The 17,803-nt window shown below is 64.4% G+C and carries 17 protein-coding genes; 4 read left to right on the forward strand and 13 right to left on the reverse strand.

Annotated elements, in window-relative coordinates:
- Positions 1-162: 162 nt before the first annotated feature.
- On the forward strand, positions 163-987 hold the full coding sequence (locus AC1DEZ_RS22680; protein ID WP_476780877.1) for an LssY C-terminal domain-containing protein: 825 nt from the start codon (positions 163-165) through the stop codon (positions 985-987).
- A gap of 192 nt (positions 988-1,179) precedes the next feature.
- Here AC1DEZ_RS22680 and AC1DEZ_RS22685 read toward each other — a convergent pair whose 3' ends face one another.
- The 10 genes from AC1DEZ_RS22685 to AC1DEZ_RS22730 all read right to left on the reverse strand — a co-directional run bounded on the left by AC1DEZ_RS22685 (position 1,180) and on the right by AC1DEZ_RS22730 (position 11,987).
- Positions 1,180-1,878, reverse strand: coding sequence for a zinc-binding dehydrogenase (locus AC1DEZ_RS22685; RefSeq protein WP_476780771.1), 699 nt, complete (start codon positions 1,876-1,878; stop codon positions 1,180-1,182).
- Between the two features lie 363 nt (positions 1,879-2,241).
- Positions 2,242-3,960, reverse strand: coding sequence for a coiled-coil domain-containing protein (locus AC1DEZ_RS22690; RefSeq protein ID WP_476780772.1), 1,719 nt, complete (start codon positions 3,958-3,960; stop codon positions 2,242-2,244).
- Positions 3,961-3,988: 28 nt separating this feature from the next.
- Positions 3,989-5,095: a protein-glutamate methylesterase/protein-glutamine glutaminase gene (locus tag AC1DEZ_RS22695; RefSeq protein ID WP_476780773.1), complete on the reverse strand. Its 1,107-nt coding sequence runs from the start codon at positions 5,093-5,095 to the stop codon at positions 3,989-3,991.
- On the reverse strand, positions 5,092-5,976 hold the full coding sequence (locus AC1DEZ_RS22700; protein ID WP_476780774.1) for a CheR family methyltransferase: 885 nt from the start codon (positions 5,974-5,976) through the stop codon (positions 5,092-5,094). Before AC1DEZ_RS22700 ends, AC1DEZ_RS22695 begins: the two co-directional genes overlap by 4 nt.
- Before the next feature lie 5 nt (positions 5,977-5,981).
- Entirely contained in the window at positions 5,982-6,461 is a 480-nt protein-coding gene (locus AC1DEZ_RS22705; RefSeq protein ID WP_441509733.1) for a chemotaxis protein CheW, read from the reverse strand.
- An 85-nt stretch (positions 6,462-6,546) separates the two neighbouring features.
- Complete coding sequence (locus AC1DEZ_RS22710) at positions 6,547-8,751, reverse strand: HAMP domain-containing methyl-accepting chemotaxis protein (RefSeq protein WP_441509734.1); 2,205 nt, start codon at positions 8,749-8,751, stop codon at positions 6,547-6,549.
- Positions 8,752-8,804: 53 nt separating this feature from the next.
- The gene (locus AC1DEZ_RS22715; RefSeq protein ID WP_476780878.1) at positions 8,805-9,287 is read right to left on the reverse strand and encodes a chemotaxis protein CheW; all 483 of its coding nucleotides are present in this window, start codon (positions 9,285-9,287) and stop codon (positions 8,805-8,807) included.
- Positions 9,287-11,341 carry a chemotaxis protein CheA gene (locus AC1DEZ_RS22720; protein WP_476780775.1) on the reverse strand — a complete coding sequence of 685 codons (2,055 nt, stop codon included), beginning with the start codon at positions 11,339-11,341 and terminating at the stop codon, positions 9,287-9,289. The genes AC1DEZ_RS22715 and AC1DEZ_RS22720 overlap by 1 nt, the downstream gene beginning before the upstream one ends.
- Positions 11,338-11,703: a response regulator gene (locus AC1DEZ_RS22725; RefSeq protein WP_441509736.1), complete on the reverse strand. Its 366-nt coding sequence runs from the start codon at positions 11,701-11,703 to the stop codon at positions 11,338-11,340. Before AC1DEZ_RS22725 ends, AC1DEZ_RS22720 begins: the two co-directional genes overlap by 4 nt.
- A gap of 5 nt (positions 11,704-11,708) precedes the next feature.
- Positions 11,709-11,987, reverse strand: coding sequence for an STAS domain-containing protein (locus AC1DEZ_RS22730; RefSeq protein ID WP_441510112.1), 279 nt, complete (start codon positions 11,985-11,987; stop codon positions 11,709-11,711).
- Between the two features lie 433 nt (positions 11,988-12,420).
- Between AC1DEZ_RS22730 and AC1DEZ_RS22735 the strand changes: the two genes are divergently transcribed.
- From AC1DEZ_RS22735 to AC1DEZ_RS22745, 3 genes are all read left to right on the forward strand, one after another.
- The gene (locus tag AC1DEZ_RS22735; protein WP_476780776.1) at positions 12,421-13,422 is read left to right on the forward strand and encodes an AraC family transcriptional regulator; all 1,002 of its coding nucleotides are present in this window, start codon (positions 12,421-12,423) and stop codon (positions 13,420-13,422) included.
- Between the two features lie 466 nt (positions 13,423-13,888).
- Positions 13,889-14,113, forward strand: coding sequence for a hypothetical protein (locus AC1DEZ_RS22740; protein WP_441509739.1), 225 nt, complete (start codon positions 13,889-13,891; stop codon positions 14,111-14,113).
- Between the two features lie 566 nt (positions 14,114-14,679).
- Entirely contained in the window at positions 14,680-15,927 is a 1,248-nt protein-coding gene (locus AC1DEZ_RS22745) for a flavin-dependent oxidoreductase (RefSeq protein WP_476780777.1), read from the forward strand.
- On the opposite strand, the gene AC1DEZ_RS22750 is transcribed toward AC1DEZ_RS22745, so the two are convergent.
- The 3 genes from AC1DEZ_RS22750 to AC1DEZ_RS22760 form a co-directional block, all read right to left on the reverse strand.
- Positions 15,928-16,281: a PilZ domain-containing protein gene (locus AC1DEZ_RS22750; RefSeq protein ID WP_441509741.1), complete on the reverse strand. Its 354-nt coding sequence runs from the start codon at positions 16,279-16,281 to the stop codon at positions 15,928-15,930.
- 160 nt (positions 16,282-16,441) lie between these two features.
- The gene (locus AC1DEZ_RS22755; protein WP_476780778.1) at positions 16,442-16,900 is read right to left on the reverse strand and encodes a cupin domain-containing protein; all 459 of its coding nucleotides are present in this window, start codon (positions 16,898-16,900) and stop codon (positions 16,442-16,444) included.
- Positions 16,901-17,104: 204 nt separating this feature from the next.
- Positions 17,105-17,803, reverse strand: a complete 699-nt coding sequence (locus AC1DEZ_RS22760; protein ID WP_476780779.1) for an ABC transporter ATP-binding protein — start codon at positions 17,801-17,803, stop codon at positions 17,105-17,107.

Genomic DNA, 17,803 nt, shown 5'->3' on the forward strand with positions numbered 1-17,803 from the left:
AGGTGTCACGAGCCGACACGCACGGTTATGCGTGGCCTCGGTCGCCTTTACCCGTTGAACGGGCGTCGGATCCGAGGCCTAATGCCGGGCTGGACGGTGAAACCTGCATACGAACAGACAGAGCTGCGACGAGCTCATCTCCTGCCAGACAGGACAAAGATTTTGCGATTCCTTGCGCGCCTATTCAAGAGGTTGCTCATTTTCTGCCTCGGCGCCTTCAGCGTCTGGCTGATAGTCTTCGTCGTATTCGACACGGCGGACCACCGACTTCCGTGGATCCTGGCAGTAAGCCTCACTTACGGGCTGGCAGCCTATGTCATTTTGCCAAATGTGGTCCGAATGGGGCTGAAGGTTCTCCACCGGAGACTTATCCCTAAATACACGATCACCGGAGATGGCTTGGCTGGCGATCCGGTAAACCTCGTCCTCATCGGCCCCCTTCAACAGCTCTGCGATGCGTTTGCAACGGCGGGTTGGTCAACAGCCGATCGTTTGGGGGTCGCGAGCTCGTGGCGAATGATACGCGCGTTTTTACTCAACTCTCCGTATCCCACAGCTCCTTTCAGCTCCCTCTATCTCTTTGGACGGAGGCAGGACATTGGTTTCCAGGAGCCGATCAACAACAGCCCGCGCAAGCGCCATCACGTCCGTTTCTGGGCGTTGAGTCTCGCCCACTCGGAGGACGATATGGCAGCGGCGAGCTTCTGGTTGAACACGGATAAACCGTCGACCGATCAGCGCGTGCTGTGGGTTGGGGCGGGCACCAGAGACACCGGCCTATCGCTGGCCCGACTAACGCTCCAAGTCACCCATGCGACCGATTCAGACACGAATGCGGAACGCAACTACGTCGTCACCCAGTTAAAGGCAAAGCGGGTGATCGGGGAGGTCGCATTGCACCAATCCGGATCACGGTTGCAGACCGGAAAGGTTAACCACTACATCACCGATGGTGAGATCGCCTTCGCTAGCCTGATGGAAAATTGAACAAGGATCTGTACGACCGCTACTCTCGCTCGGATTCGTGGATCCGCGCTGGAATCGGTGAGCACCCAAGGCGGCAGTCGAGCTTGAAACCGCTTGCCGACAAGAATTGCAAGACCAGCGACGTTCTGGCTCGCGGTCTCTGCACTCGCGTTGGAAAAGTCCGCGCGATGATCGGCTTCAGTGAGCCATCGCTCAGCCCCTCCAGGACGAACGCCTTGGGCGCACCGGATCTCCTGTGATTTCGTGGACCAGATAGCCGCGCAACGGCAGACCTTTGCTCAGCACATTGAAGAGGGGGAAGGGCGTCGCCTCGGAGCTCTTGCCGCCATAGTTGATGAGGATGCCGCCTCGGATCATCGCGGCGGTGAGCGGCATGAAGGCGGGGACGCCGACTGCGTCGAAGACGGCCCGAATGCCAACCTCGCCGGTGATCTCCTTCAGCCAGGCTTCAATATCCGCCTCGGCGGAAGCAACGACACGCGCGGCGCCGGCCTTGCGCAGCGCCTCAGTAGGGGCGGCTGCCCTACGACGTGCACGCACTCTAGTTGCAGACGCCGCATTTGCCGCCGAAGGTCGTGTCGCGATCGACGCGCTGGCGGCAGAGCTGCCGGGGCTGATGCGAAGCAGCACCGGCGCTGGTTTTGCCCAAAGCGGATCAGTCGCGGCGCCGACCGTTTTTCGACCAGGAAGATCTCTCCTAAGACGCTTCCATTCGGCTGCCGTAGCCAAAGGGTCGAAGCAACTCCCCGAAGGTCTCAGCGTCCACTTGCCGGCAAGGCGCCAAGTTCCGCTTATGGCGTCCTGCGCTACCTCGGTCCCGCAGCTGAGCACGCCTGCCCAACTCGGCCGATCGCGAGAGCCACATGTCCGCAGGCGCAGCGAATAATTCATGGTGCCTATCCTCCGCGACCTTGCGGGAAGGGTTCGGCGAACGGCATCAATCTCAGGCTAAGATGCGGCAGTGCCTGCGCCCGACCATGAAGTGCGAGCCGGGTGCCGAATGGATCTTAGCCGACCCAGCAACAGCTGATCTTTGCAGGCTCCGAGCGGCGCCGGGCCGAACAGCATCTGGCCGACCGCCTCGAGCGCGCACATTCTTCCTCGCTTCCTCTCGATGGCGCGAATCCTATCGGCGAGAATGGGCTTCTGGGCATCGCCATGCGTGTCGAGGACGGTGGCCAAGCACGGAACCCCGATGGCCCCAATCAACGCGATCAGGCAGGTCGCGACGGTCCCCCGGGCGATTTCGTCCAACTAGAACAGAAACTCGTCGACCTCGGCTTCCGCCGCGACGGTAACCGGCGTACGCGCCTCCTGCGCCAATCCGCATCGTTCGAGCACAGCATTGTGGATCTGGCGTTCTGCCGCCATGGTGTAGCTCGGCCAGATCACTCGCGCGATGAAATCCCCCGCCTGCGCGAGCAGATGCGTCTCCGGGAGTTGCGCTCCGGCCGCGAGCAACAGCTCACGGGCCGCCCCCATGATGAGATCGCGCATAGCTCCGGTGCTCGAGAAGGATAGCCCGGCCTGCTCGATCACGGCGCCGAACCTCTCGCCCTGCCGCAGCAACTCGTCCAGGCTCGCACCGAGCCGATCGCCGCTGTGGCGCATGATGGCGAGCGAGTTGCGCATCATCTCGTCGCACGCGGCGAAATAGGTAGCGTCCAGCTTCCCTTCGCGCTTCAGCACCGACGAGGCGGCCTGCATCTGCGTGAACGCTGGAGTCAGCTTCCGCGAATCGGTGGCCACCTGGTCGGCCGCGAATTTCAGCTCCTGGGCGATCACCACGAGACTGCGCCCGCCGGTGCCGATCCGCGCCGCGCGCAGTCCCGCATTCATCCCGATCAGGACGATGTTCGTGGCGGTCGCAGCAAGCGCCTCGACCGTGCCCTGGCAATCATCGAGAACGCTCGCGACAGCTTTGGTGACGCGGTCGACGCCGGCGCGGGCGATGTCGCAACGGCCGAGGAGCTCAGAAGCCTCTGCCAGATCGGCCTCCAGCTCTACCAGGAACGATGCGGTGCCGCCACCGCGATAGAGCGACCTGACGAGATCGATCAGTTGCGTGGTCTCGCGGTCAAGCAGGACGAGCGCGCTGTTGATCTCTTCGACATCGGGACCGAGAGCGCCGGCTGCGCCTTCGAGCTGCGCCGATTGCAGCCGCAACAGCATATCGCCGCAGGCGAGGCGCACCGCGCCGTCCAGATCGGCCGCGCCCCCCGGCACCTCGCCCAGACGCAGCCCGGAAATGGCGTGTTCAAGCCTCTGGCGTATGCTGTCGCCGGCCTGGAGAGCGATAATGGCGCCACCGGTGGCCAATGTGATTCGGCCCGAGATCGCGGCCGCCTCGGCGGTCAGCGCGACGCTGCGGCGCTGACGCTCGGCGACCTCCGCCAGCGTCTGGTCGAGCTTGCCTGCCAGCGCCGCCAGCGACTTTCCGTACCGCCCTTCGAATTCTCGCTGTGCCTTCAGCGCGGAATCGAGGAGGCTACAGAGCCGCGCCTGATCGCGCGCGCAGCGTGTGATCGTGCGCTGGGCTTCTGCGGTCAGCGTGCCGATCTCGCCGGCAAAGTCGCCGAAATCACTCCCCACCATCGGAATGGATATGGCCTCGATCCGTGCGCCGCGTGCGAGGATGGTGATGAGGCGCATCTGCTCGAGCAGCCGTTCGAGAGCCTGAGAGGCGATGTGGCTGTGGATCGACAGGTCCTGAAGCGCGCAGGTTTCGGAGGCAAGGGCGTGGTTCAGCACACGCAATTCGCCGGCGAGACGATGCAGCGCCGTGCGGGCCTGTTCGATCTCGGTGCCTGCCAGTTCGCGCGACAAGGCTCCAAGCCGCTCATTCAGCGCCTGAAACAGTTCCAGACCGTCGCCGAGCTGCTGCCCGGCGGTGGCGAAGGTCACATCAATCGCGCGCGCATTCGCATCCAGCGACAGGATCAGCCTCGATAGTCCTTCGTTATCCCGAAACATTCTGCCCCCGACGCAATGCTACTCATCCTCAGGCGGTTTGTGCGATCTCGCCTGCCCCGCCGCGCCCGTGATGCGGCCAGGCCATGATCTCTTGGGGCACGCGCGCGAGGCCGATCACGCGCTGGGCGGCACCAAGCTCGATCGCCTCCTTAGGCATGCCGAAGACGACGCAACTCTCCTCGTCCTGCGCCAGCGTGTGCGCGCCTGCCTTGCGCATTTCGAGCAGCCCGCGAGCGCCGTCATCGCCCATGCCAGTCATGATCAGGCCGAGTGCGTTGGCGCCGGCATATTGGGCAGCCGAGCGGAACAGCACGTCCACGGACGGACGGTGGCGCGAGACATGCGGGCCGTCCTTGATCGCAACGCGATACTGCGTCCCGGCGCGCTGCAGAAGCATGTGACGATTTCCCGGCGCAATCAGGACGCGGCCGGCCCGAAGCTCGTCGCCGTCCTCCGCTTCCTTGATCTCGACCGCGCAAATGCCGTTCAGCCGGCGGGCAAAGGCGGCCGTGAACTTCTCAGGCATGTGCTGCACCACCGCAATGCCGGGACATGTGACCGGCAGAGCCGTCAGGACCTCCCGAAGGGTCTCGGTCCCACCGGTCGAAATGCCGATGCAGACGATACGATCCGTCTCGCTGCGGACGCGGACGGGAACCGGTGGCGGCATGATGACATCCGCGGTCAGCTTCTTTTCGACCGGCGAACGCGCCGCCCTAGGGCGCAGCCGCGCCTGAGCGGCCGCCCTGACGGAGTGCCTCAGCCGATCCGCCGTCTCGATCAGCGCGTTGCGCGTGTCGATGCGCGGCTTCGGCAGCACGTCGACCGCCCCGGCTTCCAGCGCATCGAACAGCGCCCGCGACCCCGCCTCGGTCAAGGTCGAGCAGATGATCACCGGAATGGGCCGCTGCGCCATGATCTTGCGCAGGAAGGTGAGCCCGTCCATCCCCGGCATCTCGATGTCGAGGATCATGACGTCCGGCAATTCGCTCTGCAGACGGCGCACCGCGGCAAAGGCATCGGCTGCCGTTCCCATGACCTCGATGCCCGGATCGGCACTCAGGATCGAGCTGAGCACCTGGCGCACCGAGGCTGAGTCGTCGACGATGAGCACGCGGATCGGTTGACGGGTCATTCTGCTGCCCTCCTGAGCGCGGCGGGAGCGGCCTGATAGACGGTCGGGACGATCTGCTGCACTCCGGCGATGCCGCTGCCCGCCATCGATTCCGAATGGCCGAGCATCAGGTATCCGCCGGGTCGAAGATGCGACACCAGGCGTTCGATGACRGCCYTCTGAGTCGGCCCGTCGAAATAGATCAGCACGTTGCGGCAGAAGATGACGTCCACGTCCCGGTCGAATGGATAGCTTTCGTCCATCAGGTTCAGCCGCTCGAAATGGACTTTTCTGCGCAGTTCCGGCGCGACCCTGACGACTTCTTGCCGCGGATCCTTCGATCGCATGAGGTAGCGCTGCTGCATGGCCGACGGCACCGGCGCAACGAAGGCGCGCGGATAGATGGCCGCTCTCGCCTCGCGCAGGACCTCCGTCGAGATATCCGTGCCCAGGATCGAGAAGCGGATCGGCTTGGCGGCATTCACCAAATCCTGCAGCACCATGGCGACCGTGTAGGCTTCCGCCCCCGTCGAGCAGGCGGCGCTCCAGACCTTCAGGCCGGCCGGGAGCGAGTCATGCCGCTGCAGCAACTGCGGCACGGCGACATTGCGCAGAAACTCGAAATGGCTCGGCTCGCGAAAGAAATCGGTCTTGTTGGTGGTCACGCAATCGATCAGGTGTACAAGCTCGTCGTCGAGCCCGCCGCGTTCGAACAGATGGGCGCCATAGCCGGACACCCCTGCCAGGCCAAGCGCACGGGCGCGCTTTCGCAGCCGCCCCTCGACCATGGTGCGTTTGGTGGGTGGCAGCTTGATGCCAACCCGACTCTCGATGATCGCAGCGATGGCCGAAAAATGCTTATCAGCCAGATAATCCGAGGTGTCCGACATGGTTGGCCTCATCGGCGTCAAGCTGCCTTGCCGGCAGCGAGATCGGCCAGAGGAAGACCATCGGCTTCCATCAGGCGCTCGAGATCGAAGATGACGATGAAGGCTTCGCCCTTGCGGCCGATCCCGGCGATGTAGTTCGATTGCCAGCGGCCGCCGACATCGGGGGCGGCCTCGGTCTGGTCGGCATCGAGGCCGGTGACCTCGAAGACGCGATCGGCGACGAAGCCGACGCCCCGGGTGCGGCCCTTGACCGGCACGTCCAGGATGATGATGCGCGTCGCCTCGGTTGGCTCGGCGCGCGGCAGGCCGAGCTTCGTGCGCAGATCCACGATCGGATAGCCGGCACCGCGAACATCGATCATGCCGAGCAGGAAGGCCGGCGCATGCGGCAGCTTCGAGATCGGACGCATGTCGAGGATCTCGCGGACATTGCGGATATCGATGCCGAAGAGCTCATGATCGATGCCAAGGGTCAGGTATTGTGCGGTGTCGGCCATGGGAGACTCGCGATGCGGCTGGGGAGCCAGGCGGATTGAGGCGCGGAGAGGCCGGCCCCGCCGCCTGGGCGGGGCCGGCATGCGCTCAGGCGCGGTGGAAAGCGGCGTCGTGCTGGTCCTCGCCGTCATCCATGTCAAAGGCGAAGCCGCCATTGACGACCTTCTTGGCCGGACGTGTGCTGGAGGCAGGCGCCCGCTTCGGCTGCAGCGCGCTCGCCATGGCCGTGGCCTTGCCGCGCAGCATGGTGACGGCCCTGTCGACCCCAGCCGGGCGCGGCCCGTCCTTGCGCGCGCCGCCTTCGCCGAGCCGGAAGAAGGCAATCGTGGCCTGTAGCGTCTCGGCCTGAGCCGAGAGTTCCTCGGAGGTTGCGGAGACCTGTTCGGAGGCTGCCGCGTTCTGCTGCGTCACCTTGTCGAGCTGCTGGATCGCCTGATTGATCTGGGCGGCGCCGACATCCTGTTCGCGGCTGGCGGAGGTGATCTCCTCGACAAGCTCGGCGGTCTTCTTGATGTCGGGCACCAGCCTGGCCAGCATCGAGCCGGCCTCCTGCGCGACCTTGACGGTATCGGACGACAAGGTCCCGATCTCGGCTGCAGCCGCCTGGCTGCGCTCGGCGAGCTTGCGCACTTCCGAGGCGACCACCGCGAAGCCCTTGCCATGCTCGCCGGCACGGGCCGCCTCGACCGCCGCGTTCAGCGCCAGCAGATCGGTCTGGCGGGCGATCTCCTGGACGATGTTGATCTTGGCGGCGATCGTCTGCATCGCATCGACCGCCTTGCCCACCGCAACACCGCTCGCCTCGGCATCCTTCGCGGACTGCGTGGCCATCTTCTCCGTCTGGCTGGCGTTCTCGGCGTTCTGCTTCACATTGGCCGCCATCTCCTCCATCGACGAGGAGGCTTCCTCCGTCGAAGAGGCCTGCTCGGTGGAGCCTTGCGAGAGCTGTTCGGCGCTGGCCGACAGCTCCTGGCTGCCCGCCGACATGTTCTCGGCGGCGCTGGTCACCTGGCCGACGACATCGCGCAGCTTCTCGACCATGTTCTCGAGAGCGATGCCGAGGGTGTCCTTCTCCGACATCCTCTTCGCCTCGACGGTCAGGTCGCCATTGGAGATCGCATTGGCGACAGCGGCGGTATCGCTGAGATTCGCCGTCATCGCGTTCAGCGCGGTGACCAGATCGCCGATCTCGTCCTTGCTCTTCACGGAGATCGACTGTCCGAGGTCGCCGATCGCAACCGCGTTGGCCAGTCCGACCGCGCTCGACAGGCCGCGGCTGATCGAAAGAGCAATCCAGGTGGCCGCGATGATGGCGATCAACAGCGAGCCCAGGACGATGCCGATGAGGAGCGTCTTCGCGAAGGCCGCCTGTTCGCTTGCTTCCTTGGCGGCGGCGGCAGCCGACTGCTTGATGAAGTCGGTATACTCATCAAGGCCTGCCATCATGTCGGTGACGGCCTCGCCGCCCTCGCCCATCGAAACCGTGCTGGCCTTGATGTTCCCCGCCTCGCCCGCAACGGCTGCGATCCGGAGGGCAGCATCGATCCCCTTGTCGAAGGCAGCGAGCATGTTTGCCGGCGACACCCCCTGCTCCGCAAAGGGGGCGGCCGCCTTGGCGAGCGCGGCGCGGACGTCGCGGGCCTGCGCCTCGGCCGATTTCTGCAGCTTCTCGACCTCGGCCACGCTCGTCGCGCCGAACAACTGCCCGATCGACCGCGTCAAGCGCAGCCATTCCAGCCGCACCGACTGGAAATCGAGAGCCAACCGCAGCGCCTCCGGCGAAGCGGAAGGCTTGGTGAGCTCGTTCAGGACCGCCGTGGAGGCGACCGTGACGCCTTGGATGAGCGGCGTCATCTCGCTGCCCCAGAGTTCCGCGGCACGGTTGTTCGAATTCAGCTTGGCGTTGCGGATAACCTCGTCCTGCGCTGCGAAGAAGCGGTTGATCTTGGGCGTCAGAGCCTCCCAGCGGCGTTTGCCGGCCTCGCCGGCCTGGGCCTGGATTTGCTCCTTGAGCTTCATGGCGTCGAGGCGATTCTGAACCGCACTCGCGGCTTGAGCGAGTATCTCCTTGTCGGTTGCCGCCATGACGGCATTCTTTTCAGAACGCACCGATCTGTTCATCATGCTGCGCACGTCGCTGATCTGATCCAGCCGGTTGGTCCAGTTGATCAGCACGCCCTGCGTCTCGGACATGTCGGACAGCTTTTGATAGGAAAGCCCGCCTGCCACCATGGACAAGGCGATGACGATGCCGAAGGCACCGGCCAGTTTGGTCTTGATCGTCAATCTCATACTCAGTCCCCGATAAGCAACGTAAGGATTTCATGCGCTGGATTGGCAGCGCTTCAGCTCAGAATCTTCTCGAGATCGGGAACGATCACGAATTCGTCGTTCCACTTGGTGATGAAACGGATGAATTCAGGCCGCCAGTGCATTCCCAGGCGCGGCGTCTGCTGAATCTGGGCCGTCGAGATTTCGGTCACCTCGTAGACCTTGTCCGCCATGATCCCGAGCGCGACGGGATCACCGTCGATCTCGATCTCGACGACAACGATGCGCGTGTCCGCCGTGTCGGCTTGCCGTCCCATGCCGAAGCGCAGRCGCAGATCCGCCAAGGGGATGACATTGCCGCGCACATTGATCAGCGCCGGCAGAAAGGCGCGCGCCCCTGCAACCCGCGTCGCAGGGACCGGGTCGATGATCTCGCGCACCGCCTCGGCTTCGATCGCGAAGATCTCGCCACCGAGGCCAATCATCAGGACCTGAAGCTGCATCTCCCCGGCAGGCTGCGCGCCATGGCTGGCGCTGCCCTGTATCTGAATCCGCATCATGCCGCCTCAGGAGTCTTTTCGGTTTCGGCGCGGCTCTGGCCGAGCGAAATGAGTTGAGCGACGTCAAGAATGAGCGCAGCGGAACCGTCGCCGAGGATCGTCGCGCCCGAGAACATCGTGACATCGGAATGGAGCTTGGAGAGCGACTTGATCACGGTCTGATGGCTGCCGATGATCTGGTCGACGACGAGGCCGGCGCGCGTGTCCCCCGTCGTGGTGATGATGACCTTCTGGTGCGGGTCGGCCTCGCCATCAGCCTCGAAGAGATCGCGCAGCCTCAGGAAGGGCACGAGGTCGCCGCGGACGTTCAGGAAGTTGCGCCCGCGCGCCCGGGCGTCGTCGGCCGCGGTCAGTTCGACGCATTCCTCGATCGCCGAGAGCGGAATGATGTAGCGCCCCTCGCCGACGCGGATCAGCAACCCCTCGATGATGGCAAGCGTCAGCGGCAGCCGCAGCGTCACCGTGCTTCCATAGCCAGGCACGGTCGCGAGATCGATCGTGCCGCGCATGGCTTCGATCGTGCGCTTCACCACGTCCATGCCGACACCGCGGCCTGACAGCGCGGAGATCGTCCGAGCGGTGGAGAAGCCGGGATGGAACAGGAACTGATGGATCTCGTGCTCGCTCAAGGGCGCTCCAGCCGCGATCAGCCCCTGCTCCTCGGCTTTGGCGCGGATGCGGGCTGTGTCGAGCCCGGCGCCGTCATCCTGCACGGTGACAAGCACTTGAGCGCCGACATAGCGCGCGGCGAGTTCGATGCGCCCCGTCGCCGATTTGGTGGAGCCGGCGCGTGTCTCGGGCGCTTCGATGCCGTGGTCGATCGCGTTTCGGATGAGATGGACCAACGGGTCGGCAAGACGCTCGATCATGGTCTTGTCGAGTTCGGTATCCTCGCCGACGGTGATGAAATCGACGGGCTTACCGAGATCGCGCGAGAGGTCGTGGACGAGACGGCGGAAGCGGCCGAAGAGCGAGCCCATCGGCACCATGCGCACCCCCATCGTCGAATCGCGCAGTCCCGACGCCAAGCGCTCGATTTCCTCGGCGATCGATTTGATCGCGAGGTCGGTTCCGGAATGAGCGAGCTGGCTGAGCCGCGCCTGCGCAATGACGAGTTCGCCAACGCGGTCCATCAACTCATCGAGACGCTCGGCCTGGACGCGGACGGTCGAGGTCTTGTCCTCGCCACGGCGGACGGCGTCGCTCCGCTCACCCGTTGCACGCTCCACCGGCGCGGGTTGCGACTCTTTCGCAATGGCGACAGCGGGGGCCGCGGCGGCAACCACCTCCTCGTCCTCTATCCTCGTGAGCTGCTGCGCATCCGCGCTCGCGGCCGGGCCGCGCGGCGCGATGCCAAGCTTCATCTCGTCGCGGACGAACATGAAGACATCCTCGATGTCCTCACGCGAGCAGCCGCTTTCGAGCTCGACCGACCATGCGATCATGCACGTCTCCGGATCGAGCGTGCCGAGGTCCGGCAGGGCGTCGAGATGCGCGGCAACCGTGCATGAGCCGAGCGCACGGAGATCGTCCAGCAGCACCAGCGGATTGGTGCCGTTGCGCAGGATATCCGGCTCGAAAGCGATCTCGATCAGCCAGCCCGTGCCAGATGCGGCAGGCGCGGCAGGAGTCTCGTCGGCAGCAACGCTGGCGGGGGATGCTACGGCTCCTGCCGTGCCCGAGGCGATCAGGGCCTGGAGTTCTTCGACGATCGCCTCGCCAATGATCGGATCGGTCGAGTCGGGATCGTCGATCAGCGCGCGAATATAGTCCTTAGCGGCCAAAGAGACGGTGATGATGTCACGCTCCGCCGAGATCTTGCCCTTGCGGATCATATCGAAGGCGGTTTCGAAATCATGGGTGAAGGCGGCGACCCGGTCGAAGCCGAACATCGCCCCCGACCCCTTGATCGTGTGCAGCGCCCTGAAAGCCGCATCGATCAGATCGCTGTCCTGCGGCGTCTGACCGAGATCGAGCAGCGCCGCTTCCAAACTGTCCAGCAGGTCGCTGGCCTCCTGCCGGAATGTTTCAGCCGGGTCCAGCTCCATCATGTCCGCACCAGCTTGGCGACGACCGCAAGCAGTTGCTCCGGCTTGAAAGGCTTGGTGATCCACCCGGTCGCACCCGCGGCCTTTGCCTGCTGCTTGATCCCGTCATCGGACTCGGTTGTGAGGAAGACGATCGGCACTCCCGTGAAGGACGGGAGCGCACGCAAGCTGCGGATCATCTCGAGGCCGTTCATCACAGGCATGTTCAGATCGGTGATGACGAGTTCGAAGCGCTCCGCCTTCGCCTTGGCCAAGCCTTCGGAACCATCGCCCGCCTCCACCACCCTATGGCCGGAGGGCGCCAGCACGAGCTTGATCATCTGCCGCACGCTCGGGGAATCGTCGACAGTCAGAATTGACGCCATGCCACTCAAGCCTTGTTGGTGAGATTGCAGTCACCGAGCTGCGCGGGCGAGATCCCTGCGCGCGCCAGCGCGGCGTTCAAGATTTCGGACGGCCCCCGCAGACTGATGCGCTTGCCCGCGGCACGTGCGGTGCGGCCGGCCGAAACCAGGAGCTGAAGCCCGGCGAGGTCGATCATGCTGAGGGCCGAACAATCGATTTCGACCTCCGCCTCCGCCTGGACAGCAGAGCTGATCTCATCGAACAGGTGGCGCACCGTTCGGAGCGAGCAATCCCGCGGAAGCATTAACGTCAGCACGAATCGAACCTTTTATGCTTGGGCGCACGTTCCTTCCGGTCACCGAGATCTCATCTGCGATCTAATGTGGAATTCAGCCATTAGTTGGCAGAATTACACGCGAACAATTGAGATAGTTTAGACCTGAAACGTTTGAACAAGCCCAGCTTTACGTTCAATTCTGATCAATATATTAATCGCGAATCAGATGTTGCGCTGTTTGTCAGGCGGTTGCGCCCGGCGAATCCAAGTTGCGCAATCTGTCTCCTTGCTACGCCTACCGCAAAAAAAACGACGGCGGATTCAGGCGATCCGCCTGGCCTAGGAATTTCTGGATGGGTCGACACCTGGGATATCCGGCGCCGCCATGCGGCCAAGCGCGCGGCAGCAAGCTTGCCGCCGTTAATTGTCCGGGCCGCGCGCCGAGATCGAGAGTGGCGTGATGACACGACACTATCACCGCGCACCGGCGCGGCGGCAGGCACTGCATCACTTCGTCACCCACGACCCCAACGAAGCGATGGAGCACTTTGCAGCATTCGGAGCGAGCATCGCGATCTCGCAGCCGAACAGGCCCTCGGGACGCATTGAGATCAGCACGCTCAATCATGCGTCGGATGGCATTGTCTTCACCCGGACGAGCTTCGAGGATCCGGTCGAGATCCAGCCGCGGCAGAGCCCATGTGGATACGAGCTTCTGCTGGCGCTCAAGGGGGCGACAAACATCGAACTTGAGGATCGCGTCATTCGCTGCGAAAGGCTGCAGGCGGCGATTTTCGACGTCGGCGAGACCAAGGCGCTGCATCGCTCGGCTCACTCCGAAAACTATTCCGTCCTCCTCGACAGAAACCTGCTGACCAACCGCCTGTTCGAACTGACAGGGGCGCCGGTCATGCACAAGCTCAGATTCGAGGCCGAGCTCGACCTCGAGCAGCCTTCGGTCGGCGCCCTGCGATGCTTCCTGATGGGGCTCGATCTGTCGATGCTGGTGGAATTGCTGCAGGATTCCCGGCATGGCGCGAGACGTTTGAGCGCTCTGCTGGCGGATCTCATTCTCGAGGTGCTGCCCCATAACCATACCAAGGCGCTGGAACGGAGTTCCCATGTCATCGCGCCAAAGCACGTCAAGCGGACSATCGAATTCATCCGGGAGAATGCCCGCMGGCCGATCMCYCCCGAGGAACTCGCTGCGGTCGCAGGCGTCAGCTTGCGGGCTCTGCAGTACGGCTTTCAGAAGTTTCTGAGGGTATCGATCTCGGAGTACGAACGGTCGGTGCGGCTGGAGGGCGTCCGACGCGAGATCGAAGGCAATTCCGGTGAATCCGTCGGAGAAATTGCCCGCCGCTGGCGCTTCTCCAATTTCACCCGCTTCAATGCTCAGTTCGAGGCAGCCTTTGGCGTGAATGCGGTCGCGCTGCGCGCTCAACTCGGCCAATTCCCGTAATCACGAGCACCCGCGAATTGGAATCGGATGCAATGATCGGCACGTTTTCGTCGTGCTTGCGCCCGATACCACCGGTCGCCCGTGGAATGCCCGACCGCGACGGAACTGGGACGCGATGAGGCAGGGCTTGCGGCCGGCCTACGCGCCGCGGAATCTGGGCGTATCGTTCTCATTGGAGCGCGATCGCGCCCGATGATCCGGATGGGCCGATGGTCCGGCCGCGACGGTCGGCCCGGCACGAGCATGGGATTCCGGCGAGCGGGGACCCGGTGCAACAACTGCGTTCGCCACGCCGTCATTCCTGCGGAGGGTCTGGCGGAAGATCTGGCCACTGCCGATATTGCTTTGGATATCGGTGCTCTCCGCGGTTCCATGAACCTGACAGCGCCGGGCGATGTGCTCAGCACGATGAGCGCGTCGGTGCGGCGAAAAGGGGAACGAACCCAACTCCGAAAGGTGAATCGCCATGACGAAGCTGATCATCCGCAACCCGGAGGAATGCGTTGCCGCGGTAAAACGCGCCCAGGCTTTGAGCGGCGCCACAGCGGGAAGCGAACAAGAGCAAGAGTTTGAAGCGCTCTCCCATGCGATCAAGGTCTATGAAGATTCGATCGCGATGATGCGCGGCGTTGGGCGGAAAGCCTCCGAACAACCAGAAGAGGGCGTCTCCGATATTGCCGGGCAGGAATGATAGCCGAGACTGCCAACCCGCTGGCCGCAACGGCTAGACCGTCATCCGCGTGCTTCGGTGGCAGGCGCGCAAGATCGTTCAAGTGATCGAGCGATCTCCCGGCAGCGAAATGGCAGGCCTCGCTTCGGCGGGACCGGCTCGTTGGCTTAAGGCGTGATCTCGCCCAGCGCTTTTCAAGCGGTACTCGCTGCCGATATTCTGGCGGCGACCCATTGCTTGCGGGAAATCAAAACAAAAGAAGGGGGCCGGAACATTAAGGCCGGCTCCCTTCAGGTGGCGCGGTGCTAGGCTTATACGCCGCGCAACGGAATAACGCGGACCACGCTGCACAAGTTCCCTTTGGGTAAGCATATGCGCTGGGGAGCCGCGGTTTTCCGGCAATCCTTCCGGCAGATCGCACGGCGTTAGACCTCGCCGGGGCCGGCCCGTCTTCGAGATCGAAGACCCGACCTTTCGATCGCGCGTGGCGCTGGCGCCGGGCTGGCGAGACGGCGCCAGCATCGGCGATTGACAACGCAAACGCCTATATTTCAAACTTAAAATATTAGACCCAGGGGAACGGGCATATGCGGGTGATCATCGTAGGTGGCGGCATCGGCGGATTGACGCTGGCGCTGATGCTTCACGCGCGCGGGGTCGCAGCGACGGTCTACGAGCAGGCCAGCGAGATCCGTGAGGTCGGCGTCGGCATCAACACCCTGCCGCATGCGATCCGGGAGCTCGCCGATCTCGGCCTGCTGCCGGCGCTCGACGAGGCCGGCATCCGCACGCGCGAGCTCGTCTACATGAATCGCTTCGGGCAGGCGGTCTGGCGCGAGCCGCGGGGCCTGCATGCGGGGGCGCCAGTGCCGCAGTTCTCGATCCATCGCGGCAGGCTGCAGCGCGTCATCCGCGACGCCGTCGCCGAGCGTCTGGGTGGCGACGCGATCCTCACCGGCCGTCGCCTGCTCGGCTTTATCCAGGACGAGGGCGGCGTCACCGCCCATTTCAGCGACGCGCGCTTCGGCGAGGCCGGCGAGACCGCCCGCGGCGACGTCCTGATCGGCGCCGACGGCATCCACTCTGCCGTACGGGCCTGCTACTTCCCGAACCAGGGACCGCCGTGCTGGCAGGGCGTCCAGATGTGGCGCGGCGCCTGCGATTGGCCGGTCTTCCTCGACGGCGAGAGCATGATCATCGCTGGCGGCATGGCCGGCAAGCTGGTGCTCTATCCGATCGGCAAGGGAGCGAGCACGACCACGCGGCTCACCAACTGGGTCGTCAATATCCGCAACGGCGACCCCGAACGCCCGCCACCGAAGGAGGCCTGGTCCAAGCCCGGCCGGCTCGAGGACGTGCTGCCTTTCGCGCGCCGCTTCAGCGTGCCGGACATGGATATTCTCGGGCTGATCCGCGCGACCTCGACCTTCTGGGAATATCCGATGTGCGACCGCGACCCCCTGCCCCGCTGGACCCATGGCCGCGTCACATTGCTTGGCGACGCCGCCCACCCGATGTATCCGGTCGGCTCGAACGGCGCCTCGCAGGCGATCCTCGATGCGCGCTGCCTCGCCGACTGGCTGGTGAAGGCCGAGCATCCGCGCCAGGCGCTCGCGGCTTATGAGGCACAGCGCCTGCCGGCAACGGCCGAGGTGGTGGCGATGAACCGGGTCGGCGGGCCGGAGCGGGTCATCGACGCGGTGGAAGCGCTGGCGCCGAACGGCTTCGACGATGTCGAGCGCGTGCTGGGCTATGCCAAGCGCGAGCAGATCGTGAAGTCCTATGCCGGCAAAGCAGGGTTTTCGGCCGAGCAACTCGCAGTCCGCAAGGGCTGATCAGCCGGCTTCGGTCAACTGGCGGATGCGAGCCTTCAGGCCGACATTGGCCGTCTCGCAAGCCTTGAGACGGCGCATCAGGTCGAGCGGCACCGCCGCGGCCGGCTCGGTGAAGACAATGCCGATCCGTTCGCCGCTACGCCAGACCGCGCGGGCCGAATATTGACGCTGCCGCGACGGGATTTCGATCTCGAAGGCCTGCGGCAAGGCGACCGCATCCGACAGAACCATCAGGGCGCCGGCCTCCGACAGATTGCGGATCGTGCAATCCAGGGTGGAGCGCCCGCCGTTGAAGGCGGCCACTCCGCTCAGCAGGGTGCGCTGGCGCGGTGCTCGGCGACGTTCGGCATCCATGGTGACTGCCCCTCCCCGGCTTCACAACCTTAGATTGCAAAACATTAAGCAGAGGCTGCGCGCCTTTACACGCTCAACGATGGATTATCCTTAACGGCAGCGCCGGTCGGGGCTGAAGCGGCCGGTGGCGAATGGATGCCGCCCGCGCGCGGCCGCCCGCTCATGCCCCGTCGGGTGGGGGCGGCAGGAAGTCGACCTCGTGCCTCGCCGAAAGCGCGACGACATCGGCCGGCTTCTGCTCGGCCATGGAATGGATGCCCCAGAACAGATCGTAGAGCCGACCGGTCGGCGAAACCCAGAACAGGCACTTCACCGTCGCATCGCTCTTGTTGAACAGGCCGTGCGGCACATTGCGCGGCAGGCGGATCAGGTCGCCGGCAGTGGCGAAGCTCTCCTGCCCATCGAGCACGAGATCGAGCCGGCCCTCCAGCATGTAGACGAACTCGTCCTGCGTCGTGTGGATATGCGGCGGCACGAAGGTGCCGGGCGGGAAGGTGGCGTGCCAGGAGAAGCTGTCCTCCGACAGCGTTTTCGGCACATAGGTCTGGCCGAGGATGTTCCAGGAGATTCCGTCGAGGCCCTCATTGGCGCGCGTCACGCCGGCGGTCAGCGGTTTCATGGGTGTTTCCTCTCTGTTGAAGATCGGTTGATCGTAGAACACATGGTCATCCCGGACGCAGCGAAGCGGAGATCCGGGATCCATCGTCGAGCGCCGGCGTCCTTCGATGGATCCCGGCTCGGCGCGGCTTACGCCGCTTGGCCGGGATGACGGCGCGGGTGAGTGAGATGTCCGGAGACGCGAAAACTCGATTGTCCTCTGCCCTCAGAAATGCAGGAAGCGATCCTTCACGGCACTGTCGCTGCGTAGCTCCGCGCTGGTGCCGCGCCAGACGACGCGCCCCTTCTCCAAGACGACATGGCGGTCGGCGATCCGGACGAGAGCATCGACGTTCTTGTCGATGACGAGGATCGATTCTCCTTCAGCCTTCAGCGCCGTCAGGCAGTTCCAGATCTCCTCGCGGATCAGGGGTGCGAGCCCCTCCGTCGCCTCATCGAGGATGGTCAGCTTCGGGTTGGTCATCAGGGCGCGGCCGATCGCCAGCATTTGCTGCTCGCCGCCGGAGAGCTGATTGCCGCGGTTCTCCCGCCTTTCCCTGAGGCGCGGGAAGAAGGCGTAGATCCGCTCCAGATCCCAGCGCTTCTTGCCTGAGCGATCGGCCGCAGTGGCAATCAAATTCTCTTCGACCGAGAGCGTCGGGAAGATCTGGCGCCCCTCTGGCACGAGCCCGATGCCGGCCTGCGCAATGCGGAAGGGCGCGGCGCCAGTCAGATCGCGGCCGCCGAAGGCGATGCGCCCGGCCCGCGCCGGCAACAGCCCCATGATGGCGCGCACCGTCGTGGTCTTGCCCATGCCGTTGCGGCCGAGCAGCGTCACCACCTCGCCTTCGCCGACAGCGAGATAGACGCCGAACAGGATCTGCGCTTCGCCATAGCCGGCATCGAGCCCTTCGACGCTGAGCAT

The sequence above is a fragment of the Allobosea sp. 10L422 genome (genome assembly GCF_056395345.1).

What these genes read in the sequence shown, in the direction of transcription:
- AC1DEZ_RS22685 (WP_476780771.1), bottom strand. Translation starts at nt 1,878, where the DNA reads ATGAATTATTCGCTGCGCCTGCGGACATGTGGCTCTCGCGATCGGCCG.
- AC1DEZ_RS22690 (WP_476780772.1), bottom strand. Translation starts at nt 3,960, where the DNA reads ATGTTTCGGGATAACGAAGGACTATCGAGGCTGATCCTGTCGCTGGAT.
- AC1DEZ_RS22695 (WP_476780773.1), bottom strand. Translation starts at nt 5,095, where the DNA reads ATGACCCGTCAACCGATCCGCGTGCTCATCGTCGACGACTCAGCCTCG.
- AC1DEZ_RS22705 (WP_441509733.1), bottom strand. Translation starts at nt 6,461, where the DNA reads ATGGCCGACACCGCACAATACCTGACCCTTGGCATCGATCATGAGCTC.
- AC1DEZ_RS22710 (WP_441509734.1), bottom strand. Translation starts at nt 8,751, where the DNA reads ATGAGATTGACGATCAAGACCAAACTGGCCGGTGCCTTCGGCATCGTC.
- AC1DEZ_RS22720 (WP_476780775.1), bottom strand. Translation starts at nt 11,341, where the DNA reads ATGATGGAGCTGGACCCGGCTGAAACATTCCGGCAGGAGGCCAGCGAC.
- AC1DEZ_RS22725 (WP_441509736.1), bottom strand. Translation starts at nt 11,703, where the DNA reads ATGGCGTCAATTCTGACTGTCGACGATTCCCCGAGCGTGCGGCAGATG.
- AC1DEZ_RS22730 (WP_441510112.1), bottom strand. Translation starts at nt 11,987, where the DNA reads ATGCTTCCGCGGGATTGCTCGCTCCGAACGGTGCGCCACCTGTTCGAT.
- AC1DEZ_RS22740 (WP_441509739.1), top strand. Translation starts at nt 13,889, where the DNA reads ATGACGAAGCTGATCATCCGCAACCCGGAGGAATGCGTTGCCGCGGTA.
- AC1DEZ_RS22745 (WP_476780777.1), top strand. Translation starts at nt 14,680, where the DNA reads ATGCGGGTGATCATCGTAGGTGGCGGCATCGGCGGATTGACGCTGGCG.
- AC1DEZ_RS22750 (WP_441509741.1), bottom strand. Translation starts at nt 16,281, where the DNA reads ATGGATGCCGAACGTCGCCGAGCACCGCGCCAGCGCACCCTGCTGAGC.
- AC1DEZ_RS22755 (WP_476780778.1), bottom strand. Translation starts at nt 16,900, where the DNA reads ATGAAACCGCTGACCGCCGGCGTGACGCGCGCCAATGAGGGCCTCGAC.
- AC1DEZ_RS22760 (WP_476780779.1), bottom strand. Translation starts at nt 17,803, where the DNA reads ATGCTCAGCGTCGAAGGGCTCGATGCCGGCTATGGCGAAGCGCAGATC.